Below are 18,776 nucleotides of genomic sequence, written 5' to 3' on the forward strand. Positions count from 1 at the left end.
CGGGGCCCGAGCCGTCGTCAGTGGGCCATGTGGGCCGTGTGGGCCGCCGGCGCGGAGTGCGCCGAGACGGCCGGACACGACACACGGGGGTTCCACCGGTTGAAGAGGCCGGCGGGGTTGTGCTTCCAGAGCCAGACGTGGAGGTCGTAGTGGACCGGCATGCCGGGGTAATGACCAGGCATCGGGCCTTCGAACTTCTGGCCGAACAGCGAAGGCCGGTCGCCGCTGGTCTTCATGTTCTGGTCCTTGTCCACCACAATCCACTCCACCCCCGCCAGCCTGCGCCTTCCGCCCGGTCCGTCCTCGAAGAGCAGAGCTCCCGGCTTCGCCGGGTCGAGGGAGCCGTAGCGGGACTCGTTGAAGTAGTGGTAGCCCATGGCGCCGTGGCCCGCGGGGTCCGCCGAGCACGCGAAGGGAACGTAGCCGTCGGCGAGGGCGGTCGACTCGTCGAGATACTTGACGCTGGCCGCGTACGCCGTGTCCAGGTCCCGTACGGCCGAGGGGTCCATGGGAGCCGCGGGCCCGCCCGCGGCCGGGGCGGGCGCGGCGGCCAGGGCGAGCGAGGCGGCGACGGCTGTCATGAGGGCGAAGGCGGTCCTGAGCGGACGCTGGGACATGCGATGACTCCTAGAGGCGCGAGAGCGGTGTACGGGACGGTGCCGGTCCGTCGGCTGCGGCCCCTCCGCCGGCCCGAGCAGCATGTCCCGCGGTCGTGAGGGGTCGCCATACGAGAGGAGCCAACGGGTGGAACGCGGGTGAGGTGCGCCGCCCGGTGGAGTGAGCGCGGGCGGACAACGACGCGCAGAGGAGCCGAACGGTCGCAGCCTGTGGATAACTCCGAGGCTGTCGGCGCGGACCCCTATCGTGGACGCAGTGGTCGAGGCGCGACGTACGGGGGACTGGACGATGGGCGGGACGGGTGTGATGACCGAAGCGGACGCGACGGAGCAGCTGGGGGAGGGCGAGGCACTGGCCACGCTCCACCGGGTCTTCGGGTACGACGCCTTCCGCGGCGAGCAGGAAGAGATCATCGAGCACGTGGTGGCGGGCGGTGACGCTGTCGTCCTGATGCCGACGGGTGGCGGCAAGTCACTCTGCTATCAGATTCCGTCCCTGGTCAGACCGGGCACGGGTGTGGTCGTCTCGCCACTCATCGCCCTGATGCAGGACCAGGTGGACGCGCTGCGCGCGCTGGGCGTGCGCGCCGGCTTCATGAACTCCACGCAGGACTTCGACGAGCGCCGCGTGGTCGAGGCCGAGCTGCTGGCGGGCGAGCTGGACCTGCTCTACCTGGCCCCGGAGCGGCTGCGCCTGGACAGCACGCTGGACCTGCTGTCGCGGGCGAAGATCTCCGTCTTCGCGATCGACGAGGCGCACTGCGTGGCCCAGTGGGGTCACGACTTCCGCCCCGACTACCTGGCACTCTCGCTGCTCGGCGAGCGCTGGCCGGACGTCCCGCGCATCGCGCTGACGGCCACGGCCACGCACGCGACGCACAAGGAGATCACCCAGCGCCTGGCCATGCCGCACGCGCGCCACTTCGAGGCGAGCTTCGACCGGCCCAACATCCAGTACCGGATCGTCCCGAAGGCCGACCCCAAGAAGCAGCTGCTGTCGTTCCTGCGCGAGGAGCACGCGGGCGACGCGGGCATCGTGTACTGCCTCTCGCGCAACTCGGTCGAGAAGACCGCCGAGTTCCTCTCCCGCAACGGCGTCGAGGCTGTGCCGTACCACGCGGGCCTGGACGCGGGCACCCGCGCCGCGCACCAGTCGCGCTTCCTGCGCGAAGAGGGCCTGGTGGTCGTCGCCACGATCGCCTTCGGCATGGGCATCGACAAGCCGGACGTGCGGTTCGTCGCCCACCTCGACCTGCCCAAGTCGGTGGAGGGGTACTACCAGGAGACGGGCCGCGCGGGCCGTGACGGACAGCCGTCCACGGCATGGATGGCGTACGGCCTGCAGGACGTCGTGCAGCAGCGCAAGCTGATCCAGGGCTCCGAGGGTGACGAGGCGTTCCGCCGGCGGGCCGCCGCCCACCTGGACTCGATGCTGGCGCTGTGCGAGACGGCCCAGTGCCGGCGTTCCCAGCTGCTGGCGTACTTCGGCCAGGACCCGCACACCCCGGCGTGCGGCAACTGCGACACGTGCCTGACGCCGCCCGAGACCTGGGACGGCACGGTCGCGGCGCAGAAGCTGCTGTCGACGGTGGTGCGGTTGCAGCGGGAGCGCGGGCAGAAGTTCGGCGCGCTCCAGATCGTCGACATCCTGCTGGGGCGCCGGACCGCCAAGGTGATCCAGTTCGACCACGACCAGCTGTCCGTGTTCGGCATCGGTGAGGATCTGTCGGAGCCCGAATGGCGCGGTGTCGTACGGCAGTTGCTCGCGCAGGGGCTGCTCGCGGTCGAGGGCGAGTACGGGACGCTGGTGCTGACCGAGGAGAGCGGGACGGTGCTGAGGCGCGAGCGCGACGTGCCGTTGCGCAAGGAGCAGCCGAAGCCGGCCGCCTCTCGTTCCTCCTCCTCGTCGCCACGGGGGGAACGCAAGGCCAAGGCCGTTGTGGAGCTGCCGCAGGAACTCGTCCCCGCCTTCGAGGCCCTGCGTGCGTGGCGTGCCGAGCAGGCCAAGGAACAGGGCGTCCCGGCGTACGTCATCTTCCACGACGCCACGCTCCGGGAGATCGCGACGGTGTGGCCCACCTCCGTGGCGGGCCTCGGAGGGATCAGCGGGGTGGGCGAGAAGAAGCTCGCGACGTACGGCGAGGGCGTGGTCGGGGTGCTCGCCGCCCTGGGCGGCGCCCCCGGAGGGGCGCCGGCCCCCGCGGCCGACGAGGCGCCGGACCCGGACTGGCCCGAGATGGACGCGGAGCCGGAGCCTGAGGACTGGATGTAGCACCGCGCCCGAAACCCGGGCCCCGAAACCCGGGCCCCGGGCCACGGGCCACGGGACAGGGGCCCGTCGGGCAGTGGTCGGGCAGTGCCCCCGCGCCGCGCCTCGCCTCGCCGGGCTGGGCCGGGCGCGGGCGGGCGCGGGGGCGGGGGCGCGGGCGGGGGAACTAGCGGATGCGGCCCGTGACCTCGCCGAGGGCGACCCGGGTGCCGTTCGGGCCGGGAGCCCAGGCGGTCATCGTCACCTCGTCGCCGTCCTCGAGGAAGGTCCGCTTGCCGGTGGGGAGCTCGAGGGGCTCGCGGCCGTTCCAGGTGAGTTCGAGGAGGGAGCCGCGTTCCTGCGGCGAGGGGCCGCTGACCGTCCCCGAGCCGTACAGGTCGCCGGTGCGCAGGGAGGCTCCGTTGACCGTCATGTGGGCCAGTTGCTGGGCCGCCGTCCAGTACATGGTGGAGAAGGGCGGCTCCGAGACGACGTGGCCGTTGATGGCGACGGAGATACGGAGGTCGTAGCCGCCAGGGTCCTCCGCGGAGTCGTCCAGGTAGGGAAGAAGGGGGTGCGTGCGGACCGGAGACGCGACACGGGCGTCGTCCAGGGCGTCGAGCGGGGTGACCCACGCCGACACCGAGGTGGCGAAGGACTTGCCGAGGAAGGGACCGAGCGGGACGTACTCCCAGGCCTGGATGTCGCGCGCCGACCAGTCGTTGAGGAGGCAGAGGCCGAAGACGTGGTCGCGGAAGTCGGCGAGGGGCACCGGAGTGCCGAGGGGCGAGGGAGCGCCGACCACGAAGCCGACCTCGGCCTCGATGTCGAGCCGGACGGACGGACCGAAGACGGGCTCCGCGTCCGTGGGGGCCTTGCGCTGGCCCGACGGACGCACCACCTCCGTCCCCGACACCACCACCGTGCCCGCGCGGCCGTGGTAGCCGATCGGCAGGTGCTTCCAGTTGGGGGTGAGGGAGTCCGCGGCGTCGGGGCGGAAGATCTGTCCGACGTTACGGGCGTGGTTCTCGGAGGCGTAGAAGTCGACGTAGTCCGCGACCTCGAACGGGAGGTGCAGGGTCACCTCGGAGAGGGGGTACAGATGGGGCTCCACGGTCTCCCGGTGGGCCGGGACCGTCACCCAGCCCGTCAGCGCGCGGCGCACGTCGGACCAGGCCGTGCGGCCCGCCGCGAGCAGTGGGTTAAGGCTGGGCCGCGCGAGCAGTTCGGCGTACGGGGAGCCGAGTGCCCGGGCCGCCGCGCCCGCGTCGAGGACGTGGTCGCCGAGCCGGACGCCGACGCTCCGTTCGGACGAGCCGGCCCGGGAGAAGACGCCGTAGGGGAGGTTGTGCGGGCCGAAGGGATCGCCCTCGGGGACATCGAAGGGGGGCATCGGGTGGTGCCTCGCTTTCGTGGTCGTACGCGCCGTGATCCATGTGTTCCACGCGTTCCGTGTGGTCGCGGCACACGTTACGGGGGAGTGGCCGTGCTGTGGCAGTGCCTAAAGAGTTCGCAATGTCCGAATAGGCCTTGTCGGACGCGGCAATTCCGGCTTAGCGTCCTTTGGGGACATGGACGGGGTGGGTCCGGTCCGTAGGGGGGACACGTGGGGGGACCCGTGGCCAGGGGCGTCAGTGGAGTGCCGGTCGACGCCGACCGGGACGTTCCTGGGCTGATAGTGAAATTCGGTGACTATCCACTGCATCACGGAGGAGTGGGCGCCATCCGGAGCCTGGGCCGCCTGGGCATACCGATGTACGCGATCACGGAGGACCGTTACACGCCCGCCGCGGCCTCACGCTATCTGCGCCGTGCCTTCGTCTGGCCGACGACGGGGACGGAGGAGCCGGAGCGCCTGGTCGAGGGGCTGTTGCGGATCGGCCGTCGCATAGGGCGGCCGACCGTGCTCGTCCCGACGGACGAGGAGGCCGCCGTCCTGATAGCGGAACACCAGGAGGAACTCGCGGAGCGCTTCCTCTTTCCTCGGGTGGACGCCAAACTGCCCCGCCGCCTCGCCAGCAAGCAGGGCCTGCACGAGCTGTGCGTGGAGCACGGCATCCCCAGTCCGGCGGCCGCCTTTCCCCAGTCGTACGAGGAGATCGAGCGCTTCGCCGCCTCGGCCCGCTTCCCTCTCGTGGCCAAGAACCGGGAGGCGTTCGTGCGCCGCAGCCGGCCCGCGGTCAACGGGACGACGAGGATCGCGACCCGGGAGGGGCTGCTGGCACTCGCCCGGGACTGGGGCGGGAACCCGGGTGTGATCCTCCAGGAGTACCTGCCCAGGGAGGAGGCGGAGGACTGGATCGTGCACGCGTACTTCGACGCGGACTCGACGCCGCTCGCGATGTTCACGGGCGTGAAGGTCCGCTCCTGGCCACCGCACGCGGGCATGACGGCGAACGCGTACGTCGTCGACAATCCGGAACTCGCGGACCTCGCCGCACGTTTCATCAAACAGATCGGCTTCAGCGGCGTCATCGACCTCGACCTGCGCTTCGACCGCCGCGACGGGCAGTACAAGCTTCTCGACTTCAACCCCCGCATGGGCGCGCAGTTCCGGCTCTTCGAGAACGAGTCGGGGATCGACGTCGTCCGGGCCATGCACCTCGACCTGACCGGGCGCACCGTTCCCGAGGGGGAACAGCGGGCCGGCCACCGGTACATCGTGGAGAACATCGACCTGCCGGCCCTGCTCGCCTACCGGCGCAGCGGCTACACCACCCCGCACGCGCCGGCGCGTGCGAGCGGTACGGAGCTGGCCTGGCTCGCGGGTGACGACCTGCGGCCGTTCTTCACGATGCTCGCGCGCTTCGTGCGGCCGGGCGCGAGACATCTGTACCAGCTGTGGCGGACCAACCGTCGCGGCAGCAGTACCAGTACGACCACGAAGTGACGGAAGAACGTCCTGGGGAGGGGACTTCGTGATTCATCCGGTAGCAGTCATCGGTGCGGGCCCGTTCGGCCTGTCCACCGCCGCCCATCTGCGGGCGCGCGGCATTCCGGTGCGTGTCTTCGGCCGGCCCATGGTGAGCTGGCGCGACCACATGCCCGAGGGGATGCTCCTCAAATCGACCCCGGCCGCTTCCAGCATCGACGCCCCGCAGCCGGGCCACACACTCCGTGACTACTGCGACGCGGCCGGGATACCACGGCTCGTCACGGACGAGGACATCATCCCGGTCGAGACCTTCATCGCCTACGGGGAGTGGTTCCAGCGGCAGCTCGTGCCCGAGCTGGAGCAGGTGCGGGTCGTCTCCGTCGACCGACGGGGCGGCGACGGGTTCGAGCTGAAGCTGGACTCGGGGGAGTCGTTCACGGCACGCGCGGTCGTCGTGGCCACCGGGCTGTACGGCCTCGCCCATCTGCCGCCCGAGCTCGGTGAGGCGGCGGCGGACGGACCGGTGCCCACCGGCCCCGTCTCACACAGCTCCCAGCACCACGACCTCACCCGGTTCTCCGGCAGGGAACTGATCGTCGTCGGCGCGGGACAGTCCGCCCTGGAGACGGCCGCACTGGCGGCGGAGGCGGGCGCGCAGGTGCGCGTGGTGTCCCGGGGCCGGGGCAGGGTCGCCTTCGGCGCACCGCCCTGGGGACAGCCGAAGCTGCGCCCGGAGTCCCCCTTCGGGCGCGCCTGGTCGCTGTGGGCGCTCAGCTACTACCCGCATCCCTACCGCTATCTGCCCGCCGAGACCCGGCACTATCTCGTCCGCCGGGTGCTCGGCCCGCTCGGCGCGTGGTGGCTCCGGGACCGCTTCGAGGGCAAGGTCGAGGTCAGCGAGATCGCCGGGATCGAGCGGGCCGCGGTCTCCGGGAGCCGCCCGGTGCTCTCCGTGCGGACCCTGGACGGTGCGCCCGAGGAGCTCGCGGCCGACCACGTCATCGCGGCGACGGGCTATCGCGTCGACATCGCCGCGATGGACTTCCTGGGACACGCGTTGCGGACGGAGCTGGCGGTGAGCCGCGGTACCCCGAAGCTCGGTGCCGGATACCGGTCCTCGGTCCCCGGGTTGTACTTCACGGGGTTGCCGGCGGCGGCCTCGTACGGGCCCGTGATGCGATTCGTGTGCGGGACGGAGTTCGCTTCGCCGCGACTGGCCAGGCACTTGGCGGCGGCCCACGGTTGAGTCGGCGTACGGCGTCGGGCACCCGGCGGTCGGGGCGGTGGCGGGGGGCCGCCGCCCCGACGTCACCGGGAGATTGCCGGCCGGGCACATTCCGTGACATGCCGGTCCGTGACGGGTGTTGAAGCCGGTGTCGCGGCGGTCTCGGGCGCCCGGTACGGCGGATCGGAGTGTGTGTGACGTCGTCGGGCGCGCGTGGCCCGTGCGGTGAACGGCGTTGCTGACGGGATACCGGACGTCGTCCGGTTCACGCCGGGCCCCTGAGTCGTCGGATCCGTATTCTTCGGATCATGGCCGCTCCGACTGCATATTCACTCATCGCCACTGACCTGGACGGAACGCTGCTGTGCGGCGACGACACGGTCTCCGACCGGACCCGGGCCGCGTTGGCGAGGGCGGTGGAGGCGGGCGCCCGCCATCTGGTCGTGACGGGGCGCCCGGCGCCGAGGGTGCGCCCGCTCCTCGGTGAACTCGGCGGTGCGGGACTGGCGGTGTGCGGGCAGGGGGCGCAGCTCTACGACGCGGGCGAGGACCGTCTGCTGTGGTCGGTGACCCTGGACAGGGAACTCGCGGAGACGGCGCTCGGAAAGATCGAGGCGGAGGTCGGGCTGCTGTACGCCGCGGTGGACCAGGACGGCGTGGACGGACTGACACTCATCGAGCCCGGCTACGTGATGCCGCACCCGACGCTTCCCGCGGTACGGGTCGGTCGTCGCGACGACCTCTGGACGGAGCCGATCAGCAAGGTGCTGCTGCGCCACCCGCTGCTGTCCGACGACGAGTTGGCCGCGGCCGCCAGGGCGGTGGTGGGTTCCCTGGCCACCGTCACCATGTCGGGGCCCGGCACGGTCGAACTCCAGCCATGCGGGGTGACCAAGGCGACAGGCCTTGCTCTCGCCGCCGCCCATCTCGGGCTGTCCTGCGAAGCCACCATCGCCTTCGGTGACATGCCCAACGACATACCTATGTTCGACTGGGCCGCCCACGGGGTCGCCATGGCCAACGCCCACCCGGAGCTCAAGGCGGTGGCCGACGAGGTGACGCTGTCGAACGAGGACGACGGGATCGCGGTGGTGCTTGAGCGGCTGTTCCCGCTCTCCGCGCCGTAGCCCCGGTCGCGCCGTAGCCCTGGTGGTCCGTAGCCCCGACTGCCCGGGGCTGCGGACCACCGGGGTTCTGGCTTCCCGGGGTGCCGGAAGTCCGGTCCGGCACCCCGGTCTCGTGGCGTCCGGTCAGTAGGCGCCGTTGACGTTGTCGATCGAGCCGTACTTGGCCGCGGCGTAGTTGCAGGCGGCGGTGATGTTCGCGACCGGGTCGTAGGAGTCCATGGACGTGCCGGGCACGTGGTAGGCCTTGAACGTCGGGTCGATGACCTGGAGCAGGCCCTTGGAGGGGATACCGGCGGCGGCGTTGGAGTCCCAGTTGTTGATGGCCTTGGGGTTTCCGGAGGACTCCCGCATGACGTTGCGGTAGATGCCGTTGTACGTGCCCGGGATCCCGTTCTTGGCCATGATGTCCAGCGACTGCTTGATCCAGCCGTCGAGGTCGTTCGTGTACGTCTTCACGGCGGCGGTGGTCGCGGTCTTGACCGCCGTGGTCTTGGCCGCCGTCGTCGTGGACTTCGTGGTCTTGGCGACCGCCGCCGTGACCTTTGCGGACTTTGTGGCGTTCTGGACGGTTTTCGTGCCGACCGTCAGGGTGAGACCCGGGCGGAGCGCCGACGGGTTGGAACCGATGACCGCGCTGTTGGCCTCGTACAGCTTCTTCCAGCCGCCGCTGGAGGGGTACTTCCGCGCGATCTTGGCGAGGGTGTCGCCCGTGACCACCTTGTAGGTGACGAGCTGGACGTCGGAGGCGCCCGTGGCGGCCTGCGCGCAGGTGGCGCCCAGGAGCGGGATGGCGAGTACCGCCGCGCCCGTGCCCGCAGCGAGAATGCCGCGAACGAGGGTGCTGCGAGTCTTCGGGTGGCAGTGTCTACCTGCTGCGGCCATGACGAGTTCCTCTCCGGTGCCTGCGAGGTGAGCTGTCGGGTTCGGGCGGGAGCTGCCCGGCCGCACGGTGAGTGCGACTTCACCCCTAGCCGTTCCGGACTTCGGATCGGCGGCTTACCTGGGTCCCCCGCTCCTGCCGTGCGTGTGTGGTCGGGTGTGGTTCCGGTCGGCGGCAGGATTGGGCGGTCCGTCCGGAGTGACGTGAAGGTATGCGACAGCACATGTCCGAAACAAGCCTTGATGTCGCGGTGTAGATCGTTTTCACCAGGGCATAAGGGCAGATGAATTGCCCGATTAATCCGGAATGCTTCGCTCAACTTGGCTTATGCAAACGGGTAGTCACTTGGCGGCCCGGTGGGGTTGATGACCTTCGCGCGTGACCCAACTCACTCGATCCGACAGGAATAAAGCGGCAATGGCGGCAAGTCGGGCATATAAGGCGCGAATAAAAGGCTGCTGAGCTCCCGGTGGGAGCCGTGCGCACCGTTCGTACGGACGCGTCCGTGCCGGGGTGGCCGTGGGGGGCCGGCCCTCGATGACCCTGAAGTGGAGTCCGTAGGGCCGGTGTTCGGGACGTGCCTGCCGCTTCAGGTCGGGATGAGGGATGAACTCAGGCCCGTGTGGCCTCTGTTGACGCCGGCCGGGGCATCCGCCCGCGTGATGCCGAAGCGCGTGACCCTCTCCAGGTCGACGGCTGGAGCGGGCGGGCGTCCCTCGCCGGGGTCCGTCAGGGATTCACCGGTCCACGCTCTGCCCCGCGGGGCAGCCGAGGTGGCCGCCGGGGCTTCGGCCCGCGGCGCGCGGGATCCGCAGCTCCCGCGCCCGATGGGAGGCCACCTCGTCGCCGTCCTCGCGGACCGGCTCACCGGGGGGTGAAGTCCCGTGTGTCGCAGGTGACTTCGGAGCGGAACTCGCTTCGCGCGTCCCAGGCGGGTTCCGGACGGCGCGGACGGATCGACCGGGAGGGGAGAGCGCGGGCGCTCAGGAGGCCGGCTTCCTGGACCGAGTACGGCCTCGGTACGCCCTCCCCGCGCTCGAGGCCGTCCGGGTGGGCGTGGGTGCCGTGGTGGCGGGGGTGAATCCGTGTGGTCGTGGAGTCGAAATCCCTTGCCTGTAACCGGAGTTCGAGAGAGCTGGGCGAGGGGTCAGGGTGAAGTCGGCCTCCGGGCCCGGCTCGGGCCAGGTCCGGGGACGGTCAGGAGGGGGGTGGGGAGAGAGGGAGCGAGGGGTGTGACGGCCGGGCGGGACGGCGTGGCCGATGGCGGGCGGCTCGAAATGCGCGATCTCCGTAGTGCTCGGCTTCGGGGGGACCGCCTGATCACGGCGATCGCACGCTGGCATGTGCAGAGCACCCCGAGTGACCAGGGCCGAGGCGCCGTCGGGGGCCGCGTCGCACGCCAGGGCGATCACCCGGGCCCTGCCCTCCCGGTGGTCCGGCGGCAGGTCCGCGTCGCCTCCGGCGGGGCGGAAGCGACCCGCGTCCACGCCGGTGTGCTGAGAGGGCGCACGAGCACCGGCGCACCCCCGGAGCGCGTACGCGCCGGGGTGACCAAAGGGGGTGACCAAGGGGGAGGATCAAGAGAGAGGACCAGGAGGGAGGGGCAGGCGGTGACGCCCACCGCCCACCGTCAGGACGGCCGCACGGATGACGGAGCCGCCCCAACGGACAACGGAGCCGCCCCACAGGACTCCGTCATCTCCCCCCGTACGGGTCTTGGGTCGGGGGTGACAGCCACGTATGGATGAACGGGTGCACCGTGTCCGGGCGCTTCACCCGGATGTCGCGGCACATCACCTGGTCGACGTGCGCGAGGTCCGGCGGCCGGGCGACGTGGGCGAGTCCCGCGGTCTGCGTGCAGCCGCGTGTCGTCCGCCGGAGGGATCCGGACGTCCTCGTGAGTCGTCTCGTAGGGGAACGCCGTACGGGTGTACATGCTCTTCTCGGTGTTCTCGGTGTTCTCGGGTTCTCAGCGCTCGTGCGTGATTCGGTCCGTCTACCGCCATACCGTCTCATTAAGAACATACCGCCCGTGACGGGCCGCCGCCCGGACGGGGGCTGCGTGGGCCGGCTGCCTCTCGGGGGGCATCGGACGTCGAGGGAGAGGGAAGTCGGGAGGAAGTCGACAGTGGGGACGGTGGGCGCTCGTGGTGATCGAAACGTGACCGGATACGCTGACTTGAGTGATGGCAGCGACACATCGACAAACCGTGTCATCGACCGAATGATCGACCGAGTTCGCCATGTGATCGTCAGCAGACAGGAGAACCTCTCGTGACCGTCGTCGGGCCGTTCGGGCTGAGCGTGCGGGACCAGGCTCTCGAAGCCGATGTCCAGGCCGGATTGGCGGCTGTCGAGGAGGGCTTGCTCGAAGTCACCAAGAGCGAGGTCCCCTTCATCACGGAAGCCGCGCAGCATCTCCTGCGGGCCGGCGGGAAGCGGTTCCGTCCGCTGCTCGTGATGCTCGCGGCCCAGTTCGGTGACCCCTACGCGCCGGGTGTCGTGCCCTCGGCCGTGGTCGTGGAACTGACCCATCTCGCCACGCTGTACCACGACGACGTGATGGACGAGGCCGACGCGCGGCGCGGGGTGCCCAGCGCGAACACCCGCTGGGGCAACTCGGTCGCCGTCCTCACCGGCGATTTTCTCTTCGCGCGCGCGTCGCACACGCTGGCCGACCTCGGGCCCGAGGCCGTCCGTGTCCAGGCCGAGGCGTTCGAGCGGCTGGTCACCGGACAGATCCTGGAGACGGCGGGTCCGCGCGACGGGCGGGACCCGGTCGAGCACTACCTCGACGTGCTCAGCGGCAAGACCGGTTCGCTGGTCGCCGTGGCGTGCCGGTTCGGCGCGATGATGTCCGGGGCCGACGAGACGGTCGTGGACGTGCTGACGCAGTACGGGGAGCGGCTGGGCGTGGCCTTCCAGCTCGCGGACGACGTGCTGGACATCGCGTCCGACTCGCACGAGTCGGGCAAGACGCCCGGGACGGATCTGCGCGAGGGCATTCCCACGCTGCCGGTGCTGCGGTTGCGGGAGCGGGCGGAGCGGCTCGGTCTCGCCGAGGACATCGCGCTGTGCGAGCTGCTGGACTCCGACCTCACGGACGACGACCGGCACGCCGAGGCGCTGGCCCGGCTGCGGGCGCACCCGGCGCTCGAGCAGGCGCGGCGGGACACCGTGCGCTACGCGGAGGAGGCTCGGGCGGCGGTGGCTCCGTTGCCGGAGTGCGACGCGAAGGCGGCGTTGGTGGAGCTCGTGGACGCGGTGGTGCACCGGGCGGGCTGACGTCCCCTCGGTGTGACGTCCGTCACACGATCGGATGGAGTCCAGGCCCGGAATGGTCCGTGTCGATGCGCGGAAGCTCGCGTCTGTGGCGTCTGTGGCGTCTGTGGCGTCGGCGGCGAGGGAAAGCGGAAGAATGTAATCGACCGCCATTTCGATGTGTTCTGTGCGGGCGTGCGGGAGTGCGCTCTGCCCGTTCCGTACGTTCCGTACGGTATGCACTTTAGGTACGTTACGTACGTTCAGTACGTGTAGCTGGAAAACCTGAGCCTGTCCCGTGCCGCGATGTCCTCGCCGACCCCTACGGGTCACGGGCGGCACCGCCTCCCCGTGTCATACCGCAGGAGTACGTGGAGTTGCGTCCGGGGTCTGACGCATCTCTCCGCCCGATTTGGTCATATGGAGAGCACCACTCCTCACCGGTTCGGGTGAGAATGGCGGCTATAGGGGTGGGGAAGCGCAGGATGGCAGGCCGCCGCCGACGACGGAGGTAAGGCACATATGGCACCGAACGATTCCGACAGGACCGCCGGGGCGGAAAGGCTGCGCGACGAGGCCGACGAGATGCGCACCGGCCGCCGCAAGGCGGCGCGGTACGTCGTCCCGGTCGCGGTGGTGGGGGTGGCGGCGGTGACCATCGGGCTCGTCCCGGCGCTCGCCGACTCCGGTGACCCCAGCCTGCCGAAGATCACCGCGCAGCAGCTCGTCGAGAAGATCGCCAAGTCCGACGTCCAGCAGCTCTCCGGCACGGTCAAGATCAGCACCGACCTCGGGCTGCCCGATCTGGGCGGTCTGGAGAACAGCCTGATGTCGGGCGCCGCCCAGGGCGCCGGCGGCTCCTCCGCCGACCCGCAGTCCAAACTCATGGAGCTGGCCTCCGGCACGCACACGCTGCGGGTCGCGGCCGACGGCCCGGACAAGGGCAAGGTCTCCCTGCTGGAGAGCGCCGCCGAGTACAGCGTCATCCGCAACGGCAACGACGTATGGGCGTACGACAGCAAGTCGAACGAGGTGTACCACTCGAAGGCGCCCGCGTCCGACGAGCGGCGCGGGGCGGTGCCCAAGGACGTCCCGAGCACGCCCAAGGAACTGGCCGACGAGGCCCTGAAGTCCGTCGACGACACGACCTCCGTGACCGTGGACGGCACGGCGCAGGTCGCGGGCCGGGATGCCTACAAGCTGCTCATCAAGCCCAGGCAGTCCGGCTCCACGGTCGGCGCGATCAGCGTCGCGGTGGACGCCAAGACCGGGGTGCCGCTGAAGTTCACGCTCACGCCGGCCGGTGGCGGTGCGGCCGTCGTGGACGCGGGCTTCACCAAGGTCGACTTCTCCAGGCCGGCCGCCTCGACCTTCGACTTCACCCCGCCGAAGGGTGCGAAGGTCACCGAGGGCGACGAGCTGGGCAAGGAACTCGGCAAGCACGCGGACAAGGGCGACAGGGGCGACAAGGGCGCGAACAAGGACGAGGGCAGGCACGGCAAGCTCCCGGAGGCATCCCCGAAGCCCGGTGAGAACCCCGGCAAGGGGCTCGACGGAATGAAGACCATCGGTGAGGGCTGGAGCTCGATCGTCGAGTTCGAAACGGGCGGCCAGGGCGTGCCCTCGGGTTCCGCTTCGGACAACAGCCCCGTCTCCGGGTTCCTGGACTCGCTCGGCGACCACGTCTCCGGCAAGTTCGGTTCGGGCACGGTCTTCTCGACCCGCCTGATCAACGCGCTGATCACGGACGACGGCAAGGTGTACGCGGGCGCCGTCACCAAGTCCGCGCTGGTGAAGGCGGCCGACGCCGCCCAGTAGCAGGCGCGTCCGCGAAGCTCGAATCGAGGGAGCCCATGGAGGAACTGTCCGCCGCGGAACCGGACATGGTGGAGACGGTGATCGCCACCCGTGCGCTCACCAAGCGCTACCGCGGCGGGCAGCTCGCCGTCGACGGCCTCGACCTGACCGTTCCGGAGGGCAGCGTCTTCGGCTTCCTCGGACCGAACGGCTCGGGCAAGACCACCACCATCCGCATGCTGATGGGCCTGATCGAGCCGACCTCGGGCACGGCGCGGGTACTGGGCCGGCCCATGCCCCGCGCCGCCCGCGCCGTGCTCCCGCAGGTCGGCGCTCTCATCGAGGGCCCCGCGCTGTACGGCTTCCTCTCCGGCCGCGACAACCTCCTGCGGTACGACGCCGCCGACCCGACCGCCGACCCGCGCACCCGGCGCGCTCGGGTCGCGTCCGCCCTCGACCGGGTCGGACTCACCGCCGCCGCCGGCAAGAAGGCCAAGGCGTACTCGCTCGGCATGAAGCAGCGGCTCGGGCTCGCGGCAGCGCTCCTCCAGCCCCGCCGGCTGCTGGTCCTGGACGAGCCGACCAACGGCCTCGACCCGCAGGGCATGCGGGAGATCCGCTCCCTGGTGCGGGAACTGGCCTCGGACGGCACCACCGTCTTCCTCTCCTCACATCTGCTCGATGAGATCGAACAGGTGTGCACCCATGCGGCCGTGATGGCGCAGGGGAGACTGATCACGCAGGGCGTGGTGGCGGATCTGGCGGCGGGCGCGCGGGGCCGCCTCGTGGTGACCACGCCCGACCCCGGGGACGCGGCGCGCGTCCTGAAGGAACAGGGGGTGGGGGACGTGGTGGTGACCGAGACGGGCGTGACGGCCGAGCCGCCGGACCGGGACCGCGAACTCGCCGAACTGAACGCCGCGCTGGTCACGGCGGGCGTCCGGGTACGCGGCTTCGGGGTGGAACGGGCCTCGCTCGAGGACGCGTTCCTGGCGCTGACGGGAGAGGGATTCGATGTCGCGGGCTGAGGTGCCTGCCGGGCGGAACAGGGCGCAGGCCGCGCGGGACAACGCGCCGGCGGCACAGGGCGGGGCACAGGCCCCGGGCAGCGGGACGCAGGCCGTGCGGGCGCCGCGCGCGCTGTGGACGTTCGGGCTGCTGCGCAGCGAGCTCGTCACGACCTTCCGGCGCTGGCGGACGATCGCGCTGCTGGGCGTCCTCGCGGCCGTACCGGTCCTCATCGGTGTCGCCATCAGGATCGAGACGCGGGACGGCTCGTCGGCGGGCGGCGGAGGCGGCGGGGGACCGGCTTTCATCACGCAGGTCACCAACAACGGCCTGTTCCTGGTGTTCACGGCGCTCGCCGCGACGCTGCCCTTCTTCCTGCCGATGGCGATCGGTGTCATCGCGGGCGACGCCATCGCGGGCGAGGCGAACTCCGGGACCCTGCGCTATCTCCTCGTCGCCCCCGCGGGCCGGACCCGTCTGTTGCTCATCAAGTACGCGACCACGATGACGTTCTGCCTGGTCGCGACCGTGGTGGTGGCGGTCTCGGCGCTAGCGGTGGGCGCGCTCCTCTTCCCGCTGGGCGAGCTGACGACGATCTCCGGAACGCGGATCGGTCTGGCCGAGGGGCTCGGCCGGGCGTTCCTCATCGCGCTGGTCGTCGCCGCGTCACTGATCGGCGTGGCGGCCCTCGGTCTGTTCGTCTCGACGCTGACGAACAGCGGCATCGCGGCCATGGCGACGACGGTCGGGCTCCTCATCACCGTCCAGATCCTCGACCAGATCCCCCAGTTGCACGCCCTCCAGCCGTACTTCTTCTCCCACTACTGGCTGTCCTTCGCCGACCTCATGCGCGACCCGGTGTACTGGGACGACCTCGTCCGGAACCTCGGCCTCCAGGGGCTGTACGCGGTGGTGTTCGGCTCGGCGGCATGGGCGCGGTTCACGGCGAAGGACATCACTGCTTAGCGGGCGGAGCGGCGCCCGGTGGGCGGAGCGACCGGAGCGGGAATCCTCAGGGGCGCTTCGCGGACGCGGTCAGCCGGGCCAGCGCGGCACTCTCGCGCGGCGGCACGGCACCGAGGTCGCCGATCCGCCAGGACGGCACCCACGGCACCTGGTGGACGTCGATCGCCGAGGCCAGCGCCTTGACCCGCTGGGCGAGCGGGCGGGGCAGCCGGCCGGGCGCGTCCGCCACCAGAACGACCGCTTCGAGGTCGAGCCCCGGCGGCGCCTCGCCCCGGCGGAAGATGTCCAGGGTGTACGAGACGGCCTCCAGCCCCGCCGCGTGCGTACGTCCCACGAGGAAGACCGACCACGGCTGGCCGCGCTCGGACCGCGGCCAGTCGCGGCCCGCGTCCAGGCCGCCGAAGACCGTCGCGAGGGTCGAGGTGCCGGCCCCGCCGTGGGTGGCGACCCAGGCGAACCGCCGCGCTCCCGCGAGGACCTGTCCGTGCTCCGCCCGCGGCGGCGCGGCTTCGCCCACCGGCCCGCGGATCCAGATCTCGGGGCCGTCCGGCCCTTGCTGCGCGATTCCCATCGCCAGTCCCCTCCGTCAACGGCGCACCGGTCGTGAAGCGCCGGAGTACACGGCGCCCGGACAGGTTAAGCAGCGCGGGACGGGTTCCTGGAACGAGCCTGTGACGCCATGGTGACGCGAGCACCGGGCGGGAACCGGGAGACTGGTGGGCAGGCTGGGCCGGCACCACGGCGACGGGCCCGCAGAAGGGAGTCGAGGATGCGTACGAGGACGTTGCCGCCTTGGCCCTGCCCGGCGCGGGAGCGATCCCGTGGACCGGGCGGTCCGCCGCTCCGTTCTCCCTTGATCACCCTCCCCTGATCACCCCCGAGTGAGGGAACCAATGTCTCGACTCAGCCGCGAACAGAAGCGGGAAATCAAGCGGCAGCGCTCGGCGGGCGTCCCGGGGGGACACGCGGGCGAGCCGGCGCCGGCCATCGAGGTCCATGTGCCGACGTCCGCCGTGGGCGCCACCGTGGGGGGCGTGCCCCTGGCCGTCACGCCCGGTGAGACCGTCCAGGGCGCCGTCCTGAACCACCTGCACCGGATCGCCCGCGCCACCGGGCACCCCGTCCTCGCCAGGGTCCACGACGAACGCATCGGCTTCGTCGTCCCGCTCCAGGTGTACGGCGACGGATCGAGCCGGTACGCGGGCGAGCCGGTACGGGTGGGAACGCCGCCTTCGGCTCCGCCGCCGCTGCCGTCGGCCCTTCCGGCCCCGCCGCCACCGACGCGGTCCCCGGCGCCCGTGGTGCGTCGGGACGCCGGCACGCAGGCGCCGCGACCGGTGCCGGACCGGTCGCCCGAGCCGGCACTCGGTCCGGACCCCGCGGCGATGCTCGGCCCGGAGTCCGTGCCGACGCCCGAGCGGGCCGGGCATCCGCTTCCCGGGCCGGCTCCGGAACCGGTCTCCCGACAGGTCCCGGAAGCCGCCCCGGAAGCCGTCCTGGAGCCGGACTCGGGCGCGGTACCGGAACGAGTCCCGGACCCGGACCCGGAGTCGGCCTCGGAGCCGGACTCCCAACCGGACTCAGGACCGATCTCAGGACCGATCTCGGCCTCGGGGTCGGACTCGGATCGGGCTTCGGGGTCGGACTCGGATCGGGCTTCGGGGTCGGACTCGGATCGGGCTTCGGGGTCGGACTCGGATCGGGCTTCGGGATCGGACTCGGATCGGGCCTCGGAGTCGGCCTCGAATCTGGTCTCGGACCGGGTCCCGAGCTGGGCTTCGCATCGAGGTCCGGGTCGGACTTCGGACCGAGGCCCGGGTCTGGCTTCGGACCGAGGCCAGGATCAAGGCCCTGGGTCGGTCTCGGAGCCGGTCGTCGAGCCGGTGGTCGAGCCGGTCCTGGAGCCGGTCGCCCAGGTGTGGCCCGAGCCGGTCTCCGATGTGGCGCTCGGGCCGGAGCCCGTGTCAGGGTCCCTCCCAGAGCCCACGGTCTGGCCCGAGGCGCCGTCGACGCACGTCCTACGGGTGATCCAGGGGCCGGTGGCGGACGCCCGGCCCGGGGTCGCGGTAGCCCCGACGGGCGAGTTCGGCCCGGCACCCGAGATGCCTCCCGCCCCCGAGCCGCTGCCTCCCGCCCCCGCGCGGGCCACCCCGGCGGCCGGAGTGGTCTTCGCGCGGAATCCGTCGCTGGCCGCGGAGGCCATGACCGTGATGGAGCCCGAGCCGGAGCCGAAGCCCACGCCGGCGCGGGGCTTCGACGCCGTCGCCGAGTCGGTGCTGACACCGGTGGTCGAGACGGAGGGCGCCGCGTTCCTCGCGGAGCCGGTGACGCGGATCAACGAAGCCGTGAAGGAGGGCAGGATCGAAGAGGCCGCGGCGATGGCCGCGCGGACCGTGGCGGAAGCGGCACGGTCGCTGGGACCGGACCATCCCGAGGTGCTGCGCCTGGGCGAACTCTCGGCTTACATCGCCTACTTGGCCGGTGACGCCCTCAGGTCGTTCCATCTGTCGCTCGACCTCGCCCGGGTCCGCCGCCGGCAGCGGGACCCGGACGCCGCGTACGGCAACGTGCAGAGCGCGGCCACGGCCTGGCGCGCCGTGCGTGATCCCGCGCAGGGGATGAACCTCGGACGCGTTCTGATCGAGGTGTGGACCGGGCTCGTGGCCGACGGCGGCCCCGCCGCCGACGACCTCGACCAGCTCGAATCGGCCCGCACCCGCATGAGCCGCCTCGCCGAACGCGCCCGCGCCCGCGAGAGCGCGACCTGACCGC

At 71.4% G+C, this 18,776-nt stretch carries 13 protein-coding genes and 1 riboswitch; of the genes, 9 read left to right on the top strand and 4 right to left on the bottom strand.

Going from position 1 to position 18,776, the window contains the following annotated elements; genetic code table 11:
- Positions 1-17 precede the first annotated feature (17 nt).
- Entirely contained in the window at positions 18-617 is a 600-nt protein-coding gene (locus tag ACFVTC_RS30945; RefSeq protein ID WP_390131784.1) for a hypothetical protein, read from the bottom strand.
- 289 nt (positions 618-906) lie between these two features.
- Here ACFVTC_RS30945 and recQ point away from each other — a divergent pair, with 289 nt between their 5' ends.
- A complete protein-coding gene (recQ, locus tag ACFVTC_RS30950; protein ID WP_390131856.1) occupies positions 907-2,889 on the top strand; it encodes a DNA helicase RecQ in 1,983 nt (660 codons plus the stop codon).
- A gap of 163 nt (positions 2,890-3,052) precedes the next feature.
- On the opposite strand, the gene fahA is transcribed toward recQ, so the two are convergent.
- Complete coding sequence (gene fahA / locus ACFVTC_RS30955) at positions 3,053-4,258, bottom strand: fumarylacetoacetase (RefSeq protein ID WP_390131785.1); 1,206 nt, start codon at positions 4,256-4,258, stop codon at positions 3,053-3,055.
- A gap of 246 nt (positions 4,259-4,504) precedes the next feature.
- Between fahA and ACFVTC_RS30960 the strand changes: the two genes are divergently transcribed.
- The 3 genes from ACFVTC_RS30960 to ACFVTC_RS30970 all read left to right on the top strand — a co-directional run bounded on the left by ACFVTC_RS30960 (position 4,505) and on the right by ACFVTC_RS30970 (position 8,092).
- Positions 4,505-5,755, top strand: a complete 1,251-nt coding sequence (locus ACFVTC_RS30960) for an ATP-grasp domain-containing protein (RefSeq protein ID WP_168533935.1) — start codon at positions 4,505-4,507, stop codon at positions 5,753-5,755.
- Between the two features lie 28 nt (positions 5,756-5,783).
- Complete coding sequence (locus ACFVTC_RS30965; RefSeq protein ID WP_390131787.1) at positions 5,784-6,986, top strand: FAD-dependent oxidoreductase; 1,203 nt, start codon at positions 5,784-5,786, stop codon at positions 6,984-6,986.
- A gap of 287 nt (positions 6,987-7,273) precedes the next feature.
- Positions 7,274-8,092 carry an HAD family hydrolase gene (locus ACFVTC_RS30970; protein WP_390131788.1) on the top strand — a complete coding sequence of 273 codons (819 nt, stop codon included), beginning with the start codon at positions 7,274-7,276 and terminating at the stop codon, positions 8,090-8,092.
- A gap of 123 nt (positions 8,093-8,215) precedes the next feature.
- Here ACFVTC_RS30970 and ACFVTC_RS30975 read toward each other — a convergent pair whose 3' ends face one another.
- Positions 8,216-8,974 carry a transglycosylase SLT domain-containing protein gene (locus ACFVTC_RS30975; RefSeq protein ID WP_390131789.1) on the bottom strand — a complete coding sequence of 253 codons (759 nt, stop codon included), beginning with the start codon at positions 8,972-8,974 and terminating at the stop codon, positions 8,216-8,218.
- A 4-nt stretch (positions 8,975-8,978) separates the two neighbouring features.
- A riboswitch (cyclic di-AMP (ydaO/yuaA leader) is annotated at positions 8,979-9,137 on the bottom strand.
- A gap of 2,109 nt (positions 9,138-11,246) precedes the next feature.
- Between ACFVTC_RS30975 and ACFVTC_RS30980 the strand changes: the two genes are divergently transcribed.
- The 4 genes from ACFVTC_RS30980 (at position 11,247) to ACFVTC_RS30995 (ending at position 16,004) form a co-directional block, all read left to right on the top strand.
- Positions 11,247-12,257, top strand: coding sequence for a polyprenyl synthetase family protein (locus ACFVTC_RS30980; RefSeq protein WP_148009971.1), 1,011 nt, complete (start codon positions 11,247-11,249; stop codon positions 12,255-12,257).
- Positions 12,258-12,755: 498 nt separating this feature from the next.
- Complete coding sequence (locus ACFVTC_RS30985) at positions 12,756-14,051, top strand: outer membrane lipoprotein carrier protein LolA (RefSeq protein WP_390131790.1); 1,296 nt, start codon at positions 12,756-12,758, stop codon at positions 14,049-14,051.
- Positions 14,052-14,086: 35 nt separating this feature from the next.
- Positions 14,087-15,058: an ABC transporter ATP-binding protein gene (locus tag ACFVTC_RS30990; RefSeq protein ID WP_390131791.1), complete on the top strand. Its 972-nt coding sequence runs from the start codon at positions 14,087-14,089 to the stop codon at positions 15,056-15,058.
- Positions 15,045-16,004, top strand: a complete 960-nt coding sequence (locus tag ACFVTC_RS30995; RefSeq protein WP_390131792.1) for an ABC transporter permease — start codon at positions 15,045-15,047, stop codon at positions 16,002-16,004. The genes ACFVTC_RS30990 and ACFVTC_RS30995 overlap by 14 nt, the downstream gene beginning before the upstream one ends.
- 46 nt (positions 16,005-16,050) lie before the next feature.
- Here the strand turns inward: ACFVTC_RS30995 and ACFVTC_RS31000 are convergent, their stop codons facing one another.
- Complete coding sequence (locus ACFVTC_RS31000; protein ID WP_390131793.1) at positions 16,051-16,575, bottom strand: DUF6668 family protein; 525 nt, start codon at positions 16,573-16,575, stop codon at positions 16,051-16,053.
- A gap of 1,312 nt (positions 16,576-17,887) precedes the next feature.
- Between ACFVTC_RS31000 and ACFVTC_RS31005 the strand changes: the two genes are divergently transcribed.
- On the top strand, positions 17,888-18,772 hold the full coding sequence (locus ACFVTC_RS31005; protein WP_390131794.1) for a hypothetical protein: 885 nt from the start codon (positions 17,888-17,890) through the stop codon (positions 18,770-18,772).
- Positions 18,773-18,776: the final 4 nt, after the last annotated feature.

It is taken from the genome of Streptomyces sp. NPDC057950 (assembly GCF_042887295.1).
GTDB classification, from domain to species: Bacteria; Actinomycetota; Actinomycetes; order Streptomycetales; family Streptomycetaceae; genus Streptomyces; species Streptomyces kaempferi.

Excerpts from the sequence above, each read along its gene's own strand:
- ACFVTC_RS30945 (WP_390131784.1), bottom strand. The coding sequence starts at position 617 with ATGTCCCAGCGTCCGCTCAGGACCGCCTTCGCCCTCATGACAGCCGTC.
- recQ (WP_390131856.1), top strand. The coding sequence starts at position 907 with ATGGGCGGGACGGGTGTGATGACCGAAGCGGACGCGACGGAGCAGCTG.
- fahA (WP_390131785.1), bottom strand. The coding sequence starts at position 4,258 with ATGCCCCCCTTCGATGTCCCCGAGGGCGATCCCTTCGGCCCGCACAAC.
- ACFVTC_RS30970 (WP_390131788.1), top strand. The coding sequence starts at position 7,274 with ATGGCCGCTCCGACTGCATATTCACTCATCGCCACTGACCTGGACGGA.
- ACFVTC_RS30975 (WP_390131789.1), bottom strand. The coding sequence starts at position 8,974 with ATGGCCGCAGCAGGTAGACACTGCCACCCGAAGACTCGCAGCACCCTC.
- ACFVTC_RS30985 (WP_390131790.1), top strand. The coding sequence starts at position 12,756 with ATGGCACCGAACGATTCCGACAGGACCGCCGGGGCGGAAAGGCTGCGC.
- ACFVTC_RS30990 (WP_390131791.1), top strand. The coding sequence starts at position 14,087 with ATGGAGGAACTGTCCGCCGCGGAACCGGACATGGTGGAGACGGTGATC.
- ACFVTC_RS30995 (WP_390131792.1), top strand. The coding sequence starts at position 15,045 with ATGTCGCGGGCTGAGGTGCCTGCCGGGCGGAACAGGGCGCAGGCCGCG.
- ACFVTC_RS31000 (WP_390131793.1), bottom strand. The coding sequence starts at position 16,575 with ATGGGAATCGCGCAGCAAGGGCCGGACGGCCCCGAGATCTGGATCCGC.